Raw genomic sequence first — 12,721 nt, forward strand, 5'->3', positions numbered from 1 at the left:
CCGTTCGCCACCCGCGCCGCGCAGAAGCTGCGCGCGACGGTGCTCACCACCCCGCCCGGCGCGGAGGCCCGCTCGCTGCGGGCGCTGGCCGAGGGCAGCTGGGGCGGTCCGGCCGTCGAGGCGATCCGCCTGCCCGGTGCCGTCGTCCTCGTCGGCGAGCGGCTGGCCGAGGTGCCGGGCGCGCTCACCGCCGTGCTCGAGCTGGCCCGTGCCACCGGCGCCCGCGTGGCCTGGGGTCCCCCCGCCGTGCGGGGGAGCGCGGCGCCGTCGAGGCCGGCGCCCTGCCGACGCTCCTGCCGGGTGGCCGGACCGTCGACGACGCCGCCGCGCGCGCCGACGTCGCCGCCCGCTGGGCGCTCGACCCCGCGGCCGTCCCGGCGGCCCCGGGCCTGGACACCACCGGCATCCTCACCGCGGTCCGCGAGCAGCGGCTCGCGGGGCTGCTGGTCGGCGGCGTCGACACCGGTGACCTGCCCGACCCCGCGCTCGCCGAGGCGGCGCTGGCGGAGGCCCGGTTCGTGGTCAGCCTGGAGATGTTCCCCACCGCGGTCACCGAGCACGCCGACGTCGTGCTGCCCGTGGCCGCCGCGGCGGAGAAGGCCGGCAGCTACCTCGACTGGGAGGGGCGGGTCCGGTCCTTCGACGGCACGCTGCACGACACCGGCCGGCTGACCGACGGCCAGGTGCTGCACGGCATCGCCGACGCCATGGACGTCGACCTGCGGCTGCCGACGCCGGAGATCGCCCGCGCGGAGCTCGCCGCACTGGGCATCCGCCGCTCGGCCGGCGCGGGTGCCGCCCCGGACGTGGCCCCCGCCCCGGCGCCGTCGCTGCGGTCCGACGAGGCGGTGCTGGCCTCCTGGCGGCAGCTGCTCGACGTCGGCACCCTGCAGCGGGACGAGCCCGAGCTCTCCGGCACCGCCCGCCCGGCGGTGCTCCGGCTGGGCGCCGAGGCCGCCGAGCGGCTCGGCGCCGTCGACGGCGACCTGGTCACGGTGACCGGACCGGCCGGCTCGGTGAGCCTGCCGCTGTGCATCACCCCGATGCCCGACCACGTGGTCTGGCTGCCGATGCGCTCCCCGGGCAGCGAGGTGCGCGGGCAGCTGGGCGCCGGCCCCGGTGGCGTCGTCCGCCTGGCGGTCAGCGCCGCCCCGACCACCCCGGCAGGTGCGGCGTGAGCTTCCTGGCCAGCCCCGAGCAGCCCACCCTCGAGGACTTCGGCAACGACGTCTGGTGGATCGTGCTCATCAAGGTCGTCGGGGTCTTCGTGATCCTGGTGCTGATGACGCTGTTCGCCATCGTCTTCGAGCGCAAGGTCGTCGCCCGGATGCAGCAGCGGGTCGGCCCCAACCGGGTCGGCCCCCGCGGCTACCTGCAGAGCCTCGCCGACGGGCTGAAGCTGGCGTTCAAGGAAGACATCATGCCGGCGCTGGCGGACAAGCCGGTCTACTTCCTGGCCCCGGTGATCGCCACCGTGCCGGCGTTCGTCGCGTTCTCGGTGATCCCGATGGGGCCGACCGTGAGCATCTTCGGCGAGCAGACGCCGCTGCAGCTCACCGACGCCCCGATCGGCGTGCTCGTCGTCCTGGCGTGCTCGGCGATGGGCATCTACGGCATCGTGCTCGGCGGCTGGGCGTCCGGCTCGACCTACCCGCTGCTCGGGGCCATGCGCAGCGCGGCCCAGATGATCAGCTACGAGGTCGCGATGGGCCTGTCCATCGTGGCGGTGTTCCTCTACGCCGGCACGATGTCCACCTCGGAGATCGTCGCCGCGCAGGCCGACGGCAACCAGGTGAGCTTCTTCGGCTGGGAGTTCACCGGGCCGAGCTGGTACGCGATCCTCCTCCCGGTCTCCTTCGTGATCTACGCGATCGCCGTCGTCGGTGAGACCAACCGGGCGCCCTTCGACCTCCCCGAGGCAGAGAGCGAGCTGGTCGGCGGGTTCCACACCGAGTACTCGTCGCTGAAGTTCGCCCTGTTCTTCCTGGCCGAGTACATCAACATGGTCACCGTCTCCGCCCTGGCCGCGACGCTGTTCCTCGGCGGCTGGCGCGCCCCGTGGCCGCTGTCCCTCTGGGAGGGCGCCAACAGCGGCTGGTGGCCGATGCTGTGGTTCTTCCTCAAGGTCGTCGCCGCGCTGTTCGTCTTCATCTGGCTGCGCGGCACCCTGCCCCGGCTGCGCTACGACCAGTTCATGCGCTTCGGTTGGAAGGTGCTCGTCCCGGTCGCGCTGGTCTGGATCCTCGTCGTCGCCACCATGCGCACGGTCTCCCGCGAGGCCGACCTCTCCACCGGGCAGGTCGCGCTGTTCGTCGGCGTGCCGATCGCCCTGGTGGTGCTGCTGGCGATGTGGCTGAGCGGGCGGGCCGCCAACCGCGAGACGCGGGTCGCCGCCGAGCACGCCGCCGCCGGTGGCGTGCACGCGATCTCGGACGAACCCGAGGTGCTGCCGCCGGCCGGTGCGCAGCGCCGGCCCACCGGTGGCCCCACCCGGGCCGAGGGTGGCTTCCCCATCCCACCGATGGACCTGAAGGTGCCGCCGTCGCCCCGGCTGCGCCGCCAGCCGGTCGCCCCCGACGGGGCGCCGGTCGTGAGCACCGGGCGGCGCGGTCCCGCGCCGGTCGAGGAGGAGGACGGCGATGTCTGAGCGCCCAGGCACGGAGATCGAGCGGTCGACCGGCGGTGCGCGCCGGCCGGCCCGCGACAGCCTGATCCCGGCGCCGCTGCAGGGCTTCGGGGTGACCTTCGCGCAGATCTTCCGCAAGGTCACGACCGAGCAGTACCCCTTCGAGCCGAAGGTGACCAAGCCGCGCTACCACGGCCGGCACGTGCTCAACCGGCACCCCGACGGGCTCGAGAAGTGCATCGGCTGCGAGCTGTGCGCCTGGGCGTGCCCCGCCGACGCCATCTACGTCGAGGGCGGGGACAACACCGAGGAGGCCCGCTACTCCCCGGGTGAGCGGTACGGCGCGGTCTACCAGATCAACTACCTGCGCTGCATCTTCTGCGGGCTCTGCGTGGAGGCCTGCCCGACTCGCTCGCTGACGATGAGCAACGACTTCGAGCTGGCCGACGACGACCGCGCGAGCCTGATCTACACCAAGGACCAGCTGATGGCACCGCTGCTGCCGGGCATGGAGCAGCCGCCGCACCCCATGCGCCTGGGCGACGACGAGAAGGACTACTACCTGCGCGTGCCGGGCTCCTCGCCGGCCGAGCCGGTGACGGCGGAGCAGGCATGAGTCCCGACGTCGTCATCGGCACGGGCGAGACCGTCGCCTTCTGGATCCTCGGGCCCCTCTCGCTGGCCGGGGCCCTCGGCATGGTGTTCAGCCGCAACGCCGTGCACTCGGCGCTCTGGCTGGTCACGACGATGCTCTCGCTGGGCGTCTTCTACGTCATCCAGTCCGCACCGTTCCTGGGCGCGATGCAGATCATCGTCTACACCGGCGCGATCATGATCCTCTTCCTGTTCGTGCTGATGCTCGTCGGCCGCGACTCGTCGGACTCCGTCGTCGAGACCCTGCGCGGTCAGCGGATCGGGGCCGCCGTGCTCGGCGTCGGCTTCGCCGCGCTGGTCGGCGCCGGCATCGCCCGCGCGACCGAGGACCTGGTCGTGACCGGGCTGGACGACGCCGGCGGCAACGGCAACGTGGTCGCGATCGCCGAACTCCTCTACACCCGCTACCTGCTCGCCTTCGAGGTCACCGGGGCGCTGCTCATCGTGGCGGCGGTCGGGGCGCTGATCTACACCCAGGTCGAGCGCACCCCGGGCGCCCGCCGGAGCCAGAAGGAGCTCTCTCGCGCCCGGTTCCTCACCGACCGGCCGCAGACCCTGCCCGGCCCCGGCGTCTACGCCCGGGCCACCTCGGTCGCCGCTCCGGCGCTGCTGCCCGACGGCCGGGTCACCGAGGACAGCTTCGCGACCGGGATCGAGCCGCAGGAGGTCGAGCAGATGCCACGGCCCACGGGTCGGGAGCAGCTGGGCTCGCCCGACGCCGCGCTCGGGACCCTCGAGCCGGGCCGGATCGACCCCGGCTTCGACGACGCTCCGGGAGGCCGGGACCGATGACGCTCAGCTACTACCTGGTGCTCGCGGCGATCCTGTTCTCGATCGGCGCGGTCGGCGTCCTGGTGCGCCGCAACGCCATCGTCGTGTTCATGTGCGTCGAGCTGATGCTCAACTCGGTCAACCTGACGCTGATCACCTTCGCCCGGTCCACCGGCACCGTGGACGGCCAGATCATCGCGCTGTTCGTGATGGTCGTCGCCGCCGCCGAGGTCGTGGTGGGGCTCGCCATCATCATGTCGATCTACCGGACCCGCAGGTCCGCCTCGGTCGACGACGCCAACCTGCTGAAGTACTGACGGGGACCGGGGACTCATGGAGACGCTGCCCGCCGAGGGTTTGCTGAGCTGGTCGTGGTTGCTCATCGCGCTGCCGCTGGCCGGCGCCGCGGTGCTGCTGCTGGGCGGCCGGCGCACCGACCGCTGGGGTCACCTGCTGGGGACGGCGACGGTCGTGACCGCGTTCGTCCTCGCGGTGCTCAGCACGGTCCAGCTGGCCGGCCTGGAGGTGCGGTCGGCCGACGTCGACCTGTTCACCTTCATCGCCAGCGGTGAGCTCGACGTGCGGGCCGGGCTGCTGCTCGACCCGCTCTCGCTCACCTTCGCCCTGCTGATCACCGGCGTCGGCTCGCTGATCCACGTCTACTCGATCGGCTACATGGCGCACGACCCCGGCCGTCGCCGCTTCTTCGCCTACCTGAACCTGTTCGTCGCGGCGATGCTGCTGCTCGTCCTCGGCAACAGCTTCGTGGCGCTCTACGTCGGCTGGGAGGGCGTGGGCCTCGCGTCCTACCTGCTCATCGCCTTCTGGTACACCCGCCCGGCGGCCGCCACGGCGGCCAAGAAGGCGTTCATCATGAACCGGGTCGGCGACGTCGGCCTGGCCCTGGCGATCTTCATCATGTTCGCCCAGCTCGGGACGACGTCCTACGAGGGCGTCTTCGGCGGGATCGGCACGCTGGCCGGTGGGACGGTCACCGCGATCGGGCTGCTCCTGCTCCTCGGCGCGTGCGGCAAGTCGGGCCAGTTCCCGCTGCAGGCGTGGCTGCCCGACGCGATGGAGGGCCCCACCCCGGTGTCGGCGCTCATCCACGCGGCGACCATGGTCACCGCCGGGGTGTACCTGATCGCCCGGTCCGCCCCGATCTACGACCTGACGCCGACGGCGCGGGCCGTCGTCCTCGCCGTCGGGGCGCTCACGCTGCTGATCGGCGCGATCGCCGGCTGCGCCTTCGACGACATCAAGAAGGTGCTGGCCTACTCGACGGTGAGCCAGATCGGCTACATGTTCCTCGCCGTCGGCCTCGGCCCGGCGGGCTACGTGGCGGCCCTCGCTCACCTGCTGGCGCACGGCTTCTTCAAGGCCGGCCTGTTCCTGGGCGCCGGCTCGGTGATGCACGCGATGGACGACGAGGTCGACATGCGCCGCTACGGCGGGCTCTGGCGGAAGCTGCCGGTCACCTTCGCCACCTTCGGCCTCGGCTACCTGGCGCTCATCGGATTCCCGTTCCTGTCGGGCTTCTACACGAAGGACGCGATCATCGAGGCCACCCTCGACCGGGACGACGTCTGGGGCTGGGTGCTCGGCGGGGTCGCGATCCTGGGCGCGGGACTCACGGCCTTCTACATGACCCGGCTGATGCTGATGACGTTCTTCGGCCGGCCGCGGTGGAAGGACGGCGTCCACCCGCACGAGGCGCCGTCGGTCATGACGGTCCCCATGGTGGTGCTCGCCGTCGGCTCGGTCGCCTCGGGCTTCGTGCTGGTGAAGGTGCTGTCGCTGGGCGAGTGGTTCGAGCCGGCGCTCGGCCCCGAGCCGGAGGTGGACCACGTCGTCGCCCCGCTCACCGTGGCCCTGGTGGCCACGACGGTCATGCTGCTCGGGGTGCTCGCGGCGTGGCTGTTCGTCGGCCGCCGCGAGGTGCCGGTCCAGGCCCCGGTGCGGGTCTCGCCGGTCACCCGCGCCGCCCGCAACGCGCTCTACGCCGACGCCATCAACGAGTCGCTGGTGATGCGCCCCGGCCAGTGGCTGACCCGCGCGCTCGTGTGGGTGGACAACCGCGGTGTCGACGGCGCGGTCAACGGCCTGGCCGCCGGCCTGGGCGGATCGTCGTCGCGGCTGGGCCGGACGCAGACCGGCTTCGTGCGCACCTACGCGCTCGGCATGCTCGGCGGCGCCGTGGTCGTGGCCGGTGCCCTGCTGGCGGTGACGGCGGGATGAGCGGACAGCGAGCAGTGCGCCGTCCCCTGACGAACGGAGAGGTCCCGGACGTGTCTGCGCCGAGCCGAGCCTGCGAGGCGAGCCATGAGTGATTTCCCGTTCCTGCTGCTCATGATCGCGGTGCCCGCGGTCGGTGCGGCCGTCGTCGCCGCGCTGCCCCGCGGGCGCGAGCTGCTGGCCAAGCAGCTGTCCCTGGCCGTGAGCCTCGTCGTGCTCGTGCTCGCCGTCCTGGCGACGGTCGCGTTCGACGCCGGCGGCGACAGGTTCCAGCTGACGAACTCGTGGGTCTGGATCGAGTCCTTCGGGGTGTCCTTCGCGCTCGGCGTCGACGGGATCGCGCTGGTGATGCTCCTGCTCATCGGCGTCCTGGTGCCGCTGGTCATCGGGGCCTCCTGGGACGAGGGCGCGCCCGGCACCGAGGCGGCGCGCGGCGCCCTCGAGGGCCGGTCGATGCGGCACTTCTTCGCCTGGATCCTGCTGCTCGAGGCGATGATGGTCGGCGTCTTCGTCGCCACCGACATCTTCCTGTTCTACGTCTTCTTCGAGGCCATGCTGGTCCCGATGTACTTCCTGATCGGCAGCTACGGCGGGCCGCGACGGCAGTACGCGGCGGTGAAGTTCTTCCTCTACAGCCTGGTCGGCGGGCTGGTCATGCTCGCCGCCGTCATCGGCCTGTACGTGGTGAGCAACAGCGAGCTGGGCGAGGGCACCTTCGCCTTCGACGCCCTGCGCCAGCTGGAGATCGACCCGGGCGTGCAGAAGCTGCTGTTCCTCGGCTTCTTCGTCGCCTTCGCGATCAAGGCCCCGCTCGTGCCGCTGCACACCTGGCTGCCCGACGCCGGTGCCGAGGCCCCGATCGGCGGCTCGGTGCTGCTGGTCGGCGTCCTGGACAAGGTGGGCACGTTCGGCTTCCTGCGGTACTGCCTGCCGCTGTTCCCGGACGCCTCGCGCGACTTCGCCCCGTGGATCATCGGCCTTGCCGTGGTCGGTGTCCTCTACGCCGCGCTGCTGGCGATGGGCCAGAACGACATGAAGCGGCTGGTGTCCTACACGTCGATCTCGCACTTCGGCTTCATCGCGCTGGGGATCTTCGCGTTCACCACCGAGGCCGGTACCGGTGCGGTGCTGTACATGGTCAACCACGGCATCGCGACCGGGCTGCTGTTCATCGTCGTCGGCATGATCATCGCCCGGGGCGGGTCCCGCCTCATCGGCGACTACGGCGGCATGGCGGCGCAGGCGCCGAAGCTCGCGGGCGTCTTCCTGCTGGCCGGCCTGGCCACGCTGGCCCTGCCCGGCACCAACAGCTTCGTCAGCGAGTTCCTCGTGCTCATCGGGTCGTTCCCGGAGCGGCCGGTGTTCACGATCCTCGCGACGCTCGGCATCATCCTGGCCGCGCTCTACGTCCTGCTCATGTACCAGCGCACGATGCACGGTCCGCCCCGCGGCGTCCTCGCGCCGCCGCCGGAGGGCCTCGATGCCGGTGCCACCGGTGCCGCGGGTGCAGCCGGCGAGCCCGCCGGGGGCGGGACCGCCGTCCTGACGGCCCCCGCGCCGGCGGCGACCGTGCGCCGCTCGCTGGACCTGACCCGCCGCGAGGTCCTGGTGGTCGCCCCGCTGGTCGTGCTGATCATCGCGCTCGGCGTGTACCCGCAGCCCCTCCTCGACCTCATCGAACCCGCCGTCATTGCCACCCTGGACGACCTCGGAGCGACCCGATGATCGAGGCCCCCGACCTCTCCCCAGCGGCGCTCGCTCCGCTGCTGTTCATCTTCGGCGCGGCCTGCGTCGGAGTGCTGGTCGAGGCGTTCGTGCCCCGGGAGCGCAAGCACGCCGTCCAGGTCGCCGTCGGGCTCGCCGGCACCCTCGGGGCCTTCGTCAGCACGCTGCTGCTCGCCGGGCGCCGGGAGGTGACCGCCGAGGGCGCGCTGGCCGTGGACGGCGCGGGCCTGTTCCTGCAGGCCACCATCGCGGGCCTGGGCGCCCTGGGTCTGCTGCTGTTCGCCGAGCGTGCGCTGGACCCGGCGCGGCCGGCGTTCGTCGCCTCCGCGGCGGTCCCCGTGGGCAGCCCGCAGGACCGCGAGCTGGCGACGACGACGCGGGTCCAGACCGAGGTCTACCCGCTGGCCACCTTCGCCATCGGCGGCATGATGCTGTTCGTCACGGCGAACGACCTGCTCGTCATGTTCCTCGCCCTCGAAGTGCTCAGCTTCCCGCTCTACCTGCTCAGCGGGATGGCCCGGCGCCGCCGGCTGCTGTCCCAGGAGGCGGCGGTCAAGTACTTCCTGCTGGGCGCCTTCGCCTCGGCCTTCTTCCTCTACGGCCTGGCGCTCGTCTACGGCGCGACCGGCACCGTCTCGCTCCGCGGGATCCGCGAGTCGGTGCAGGCCGGGACGAGCGGTGACCTGCTGCTGGTCCTGGGCCTCGCCCTGCTGGTGGTCGGGTTGCTCTTCAAGGCCAGCGTCGCCCCGTTCCACGCGTGGACGCCGGACGTCTACCAGGGCGCCCCGACGCCCGTCACCGCGTTCATGGGCGCCTGCACCAAGGTCGCCGCGTTCGGCGCGATCCTGCGGCTGCTCTACGTCGGCTTCGGCGCGGAGGAGTGGACCTGGCGGCCGCTGATCTACGGCGTGGCCATCGTGTCCATGGTCGTCGGCGCCGTCCTCGGGCTCACCCAGACCGACCTCAAGCGGATGCTCGCCTACTCCTCGATCGCGCACGCCGGGTTCCTCCTCACCGGCGTGCTGGGGCTCGGCGCCGGTGGCACCGGGTCGGGGCTGGCGGCGACGATGTTCTACCTGCTCACCTACGGGCTGACCACGCTCGGTGCCTTCGCCGTCCTCACCCTGGTGCGCGACGGCGACGGCGAGGCCGGGCACCTGTCGCAGTGGGCGGGCCTGGCCTCGCGCTCCCCGCTGACCGCCGCGGTCATGGCCCTGTTCCTGCTCGCCCTGGCCGGCATCCCGCTCACCGCCGGGTTCACCGGGAAGTTCGCGGTCTTCCGGGCCGCGATCGAGCAGGGCGCGTGGCCGCTGGTCGTGGTGGCGGTCCTCGCGAGCGCGGTGGCGGCGTTCTTCTACCTGCGGGTGATCGTGCTCATGTACTTCTCGCCGCCCGCCGCCGACGGTCCCACGGTGGGCGTCCCGGGCCTGCCCACGACGCTGGTCCTGGCGGTCACCGCCAGCGCCACGCTGCTGCTCGGCATCCTGCCCGGGGCGGTGCTCGATCTGGCCGAACGGGCGGCTACATTCGTCGTTTGATGACCGGAGCCCGTGCCGCTGTCGAGGGCACTCCCACCGAGGTCTGGCACCGCAGCGCCCTGCCGGCCTCCAGCATCGGCTCCTGGCTGCCCGGTGGTCCCCTCGGCGACGCGCTCGGCGAGGGGCTGGTCCGGGTCGAGTCCGCGCTGACCGCGGCGGTCGGCAGCGAGCACCCGTTCGTGCGGGAGGCCGCAGGCCACCTCGTGGCGGCAGGAGGCAAGCGCTTCCGTCCGATGCTCGCGCTGCTCGCTGCCCAGCTCGGCGACCCGGAGCGCCCCGAGGTGACCTCGGCGGCCGTGGTCTGCGAGCTCACCCACCTCGCGACGCTGTACCACGACGACGTGATGGACGAGGCGGCCGTGCGCCGGGGCGCCCCCAGCGCGAACAGCCGCTGGAACAACAGCATCGCCATCCTCACCGGCGACCTGCTCTTCGCCCGCGCCTCCGACCTGCTCGCCGACCTCGGCCCGGAGGCGGTCCGGATCCAGGCCCGCACCTTCGAGCGCCTGGTCACCGGCCAGATCCGGGAGACCGTCGGCCCCCAGCCCGGGGACGACCCGATCGCCCACCACCTCGAGGTCCTGGCGGACAAGACCGGCTCGCTGGTCGCCACCTCGGCCCGCTTCGGCGCCTCGTTCGCCGGCGTGGACGCGGGCCTGGTCGAGGAGCTCACCGCGTTCGGCGAGGAGGTGGGCGTCGCCTTCCAGCTCTCCGACGACCTCATCGACATCCTGGGGGCCGCCGACATCTCCGGGAAGTCGCCCGGCACCGATCTCCGCGAGGGCATCCCCACCCTGCCGGCCCTGTTCGCGCTGGCGGGAGACGACCCGGCCGAGGCGCGGCTGCGCGAGCTGGTCGCCCGGCCCGTGACCGACGAGGGCGAGCACGCCGAGGCGCTGGAGATGCTGCGCTCGTCCAGGTCGCTGGAGCGGGCCACGCAGGTGCTGGGCGACTACGCCGAGCGAGCCCGGGCACGGCTGGCCGCAGTGCCCGAGGGCGAGGTCCGCGAGGCGCTCTCGTCGCTGTGCGACTACGTGGTGACCCGCACCAGCTGAGCGGAGGACCCCTTGACCGCCACGGCGCGCAGGCTCGTCGCGGGGGCCGCTGTGCTGCTGCTGGCCGGGTGCACGGGCAGCGCCGGTGACGCCGCGGGCGATCCGCCGGCCCGGGCAGGGCCGCCGCCGTCGACCGGTTCATCGGCCGCCGCGCCGCCCCTCGACGTCGCCGTGGTCGTCGACGGGCTGGAGAACGCGTGGGACGTCGTCCAGGCGCCCGACGGGACGTTGCTCGTCGACGAGCGCGCCGGCGGCTTCACCGCCGTCCTCCCCGACGGGTCGAGACGTGAGGTGACCGCCGACCTCGACGACCTGTTCGTGGACGGCGAGACCGGCCTCATGGGGCTGGCGTTCGGCCCCGCGTTCGACGCCGACCGGCGCCTCCACAGCTGCCAGGGGGACGTGTCCGGCGCGATCCAGGTCGTGACGTGGACGGTCGCGCCGGACTGGTCGACGCTGACCCGGGTCGCCGATCCGCTGGTCGGCGGCCTGCCGCTGAACGAGGTCAGCGGGCGGCACGGCGGGTGCCGCCTGGAGTTCGCCCCCGACGGCGCGCTGCTCGTCGGCACCGGGGACACCGCCGACGGCGGCGTTCCGCAGGACACGGGTTCGCTGGGCGGCAAGGTGCTGCGCGTCGACGCCGGCACCGGTGAGGCGCGGATCTGGACCTTGGGTCACCGCAACGTGCAGGGCCTGGCGGTGCGCCCCGGCACCGGGCAGGTGTACGCGGTCGAGCACGGGCCGGACCGCGACGACGAGGTCAACCTGCTGCGCGAGGGCGCCAACTACGGCTGGGATCCCGACGGCGAGGGGCGCTACGACGAGAGCGTGCCCATGACCGACCCGGGCATCCCCGGCGCCGTCCCCGCGGTGTGGTCGTCGGGGGAGCCCACGCTGGCCACCAGCGGGGCCACCTTCCTGGACGGTCCGCAGTGGGGTGGCTACGACGGCCTGCTGCTGATCGGGCTGCTCAAGGCCCAGGGGGTCCTCGCGCTGCGGCTCGACGACGCCGGTGCGGTGGTCGAGGAGTTCCGGGTGCCCGAGCTCGACGGGTCCCACGGCCGCATCCGCTCGCTGCGCCAGGGCGTCGACGGTGCCCTCTACGCGACCACGGACAACGGGGCCGACGACAGGGTCCTGCGGATCACCGCCCGGCGCTGAGCCGCCGTCCGGCCACCCGCGCGGGGACCTCGGTGTCCGGCGGCAGGAGCGGGCACGGCTCGGGCTCGCCGACGACGGTGCGCAGCGGCAGGACACCGGCCCACACCGGCAGCGCCAGGTCGTCCTCGTCGTCACCGGGTGGCCCGGTGCGCACCTTGAGGCTCGCCTCGGTCAGGTCCAGCGCGAGCACCGCGGTGGCGGCCAGCTCCTTGCGGTCGGGGCGCCGGGTGGCGGTCCACGACCCCGGCGCCAGCTGCTCGGTGAGGGCCTCGAGGGCCAGCTCCCGCTCCGCGGCGTCGGTCACCGGCCGCGCCGTCCCGTGGACGACGGCGCACCGGTAGTTCATCGAGTGGTGGAAGGCCGACCGGGCGTAGACGACGCCGTCGAGGTGGGTCACGGTGAAGCAGATCGGCGCTCCGGCCGCCGCCCGCAGCGTCGCCGCGCCGGTGGAACCGTGCAGGTAGAGGGTCTCGCCGCGCCGGCCGTACCCGGTGGGCAGCACGACCGGCGCCCCGTCGAGCACGACCGCGAGGTGGCCGACGAGGCCGGCGTCCAGCACCGCGTGGAGCTCCGCACGGTCGGTGCGGGCGCGCCTGGCGCCCCGCCGGATGGTGCTGCGGGCGGTGGGGGAGAGCGGTGCTGCGGCGGTCATGCGGCCATGGTCGGATACCCAGTGGCATCCTGGAACGGCCAATTGGCCACCGTTGCGCCAGGCCACCTGCCGACGTCGAGGAGCTGCGCTGACCGGAATCCCGCCCCTCGTGCTCGATCGGAGCGCGCGGGTCCCGCTCTCCGTCCAGCTCGCCGACGGCCTGCGCGCCGCCGCCGCGGCCGGCACGCTGCGCCCTGGCGACCGGCTGCCCTCGACCCGCGAGCTGGCCGCCTCCCTCCGGATCAGCCGCACGGTGACCGCCGCCGCCTACGACCAGCTCCTCGCCGAGGGGTGGGCGGCCGGG

General features: G+C 73.3%; 13 protein-coding genes. 11 read left to right on the top strand and 2 right to left on the bottom strand.

All coding sequences use genetic code 11. From position 1 onward, the window contains the following. Positions 1–560 (bottom strand): hypothetical protein (locus A6V29_RS22050; RefSeq protein WP_349642934.1); only part of this gene is annotated, 560 nt, incomplete at its 3' end. Between A6V29_RS22050 and A6V29_RS03645 the strand changes: the two genes are divergently transcribed. The 10 genes from A6V29_RS03645 (at position 444) to A6V29_RS03690 (ending at position 11,765) form a co-directional block, all read left to right on the top strand. Continuing rightward, positions 444–1,178, top strand: coding sequence for a molybdopterin dinucleotide binding domain-containing protein (locus A6V29_RS03645; RefSeq protein WP_349642933.1), 735 nt, complete (start codon positions 444–446; stop codon positions 1,176–1,178). The genes A6V29_RS22050 and A6V29_RS03645 overlap by 117 nt on opposite strands. Beyond that, on the top strand, positions 1,175–2,647 hold the full coding sequence (gene nuoH / locus A6V29_RS03650) for an NADH-quinone oxidoreductase subunit NuoH (protein ID WP_170977675.1): 1,473 nt from the start codon (positions 1,175–1,177) through the stop codon (positions 2,645–2,647). Before A6V29_RS03645 ends, nuoH begins: the two co-directional genes overlap by 4 nt. Next, the gene (gene nuoI, locus A6V29_RS03655; RefSeq protein ID WP_137159033.1) at positions 2,640–3,242 is read left to right on the top strand and encodes an NADH-quinone oxidoreductase subunit NuoI; all 603 of its coding nucleotides are present in this window, start codon (positions 2,640–2,642) and stop codon (positions 3,240–3,242) included. The genes nuoH and nuoI overlap by 8 nt, the downstream gene beginning before the upstream one ends. Then, positions 3,239–4,072, top strand: coding sequence for an NADH-quinone oxidoreductase subunit J (locus A6V29_RS03660; RefSeq protein ID WP_137159034.1), 834 nt, complete (start codon positions 3,239–3,241; stop codon positions 4,070–4,072). The genes nuoI and A6V29_RS03660 overlap by 4 nt, the downstream gene beginning before the upstream one ends. Continuing rightward, on the top strand, positions 4,069–4,368 hold the full coding sequence (gene nuoK / locus A6V29_RS03665) for an NADH-quinone oxidoreductase subunit NuoK (protein WP_137159035.1): 300 nt from the start codon (positions 4,069–4,071) through the stop codon (positions 4,366–4,368). The genes A6V29_RS03660 and nuoK overlap by 4 nt, the downstream gene beginning before the upstream one ends. A 16-nt stretch (positions 4,369–4,384) precedes the next feature. Then, on the top strand, positions 4,385–6,289 hold the full coding sequence (nuoL, locus tag A6V29_RS03670; protein ID WP_212718972.1) for an NADH-quinone oxidoreductase subunit L: 1,905 nt from the start codon (positions 4,385–4,387) through the stop codon (positions 6,287–6,289). Positions 6,290–6,373: 84 nt separating this feature from the next. Then, the gene (locus tag A6V29_RS03675) at positions 6,374–8,011 is read left to right on the top strand and encodes an NADH-quinone oxidoreductase subunit M (RefSeq protein WP_137159036.1); all 1,638 of its coding nucleotides are present in this window, start codon (positions 6,374–6,376) and stop codon (positions 8,009–8,011) included. Next, the gene (nuoN, locus tag A6V29_RS03680; RefSeq protein ID WP_137159037.1) at positions 8,008–9,549 is read left to right on the top strand and encodes an NADH-quinone oxidoreductase subunit NuoN; all 1,542 of its coding nucleotides are present in this window, start codon (positions 8,008–8,010) and stop codon (positions 9,547–9,549) included. The genes A6V29_RS03675 and nuoN overlap by 4 nt, the downstream gene beginning before the upstream one ends. Further along, positions 9,549–10,604: a polyprenyl synthetase family protein gene (locus A6V29_RS03685; RefSeq protein ID WP_137159038.1), complete on the top strand. Its 1,056-nt coding sequence runs from the start codon at positions 9,549–9,551 to the stop codon at positions 10,602–10,604. Before nuoN ends, A6V29_RS03685 begins: the two co-directional genes overlap by 1 nt. 12 nt (positions 10,605–10,616) lie before the next feature. Further along, positions 10,617–11,765: a PQQ-dependent sugar dehydrogenase gene (locus A6V29_RS03690; protein ID WP_137159039.1), complete on the top strand. Its 1,149-nt coding sequence runs from the start codon at positions 10,617–10,619 to the stop codon at positions 11,763–11,765. Here A6V29_RS03690 and A6V29_RS03695 read toward each other — a convergent pair. Continuing rightward, on the bottom strand, positions 11,749–12,417 hold the full coding sequence (locus tag A6V29_RS03695; RefSeq protein ID WP_137159040.1) for a pyridoxamine 5'-phosphate oxidase family protein: 669 nt from the start codon (positions 12,415–12,417) through the stop codon (positions 11,749–11,751). The two genes, A6V29_RS03690 and A6V29_RS03695, sit on opposite strands and share 17 nt — an antisense overlap. A 109-nt stretch (positions 12,418–12,526) precedes the next feature. Between A6V29_RS03695 and A6V29_RS03700 the strand changes: the two genes are divergently transcribed. Further along, the coding region (locus tag A6V29_RS03700; protein WP_249932986.1) for a GntR family transcriptional regulator at positions 12,527–12,721 on the top strand (195 nt) is incomplete at its 3' end.

Origin of the sequence: Blastococcus sp. CCUG 61487 (assembly GCF_005222955.1) — a bacterium.
Classification (GTDB): Bacteria; Actinomycetota; Actinomycetes; order Mycobacteriales; family Geodermatophilaceae; genus Blastococcus.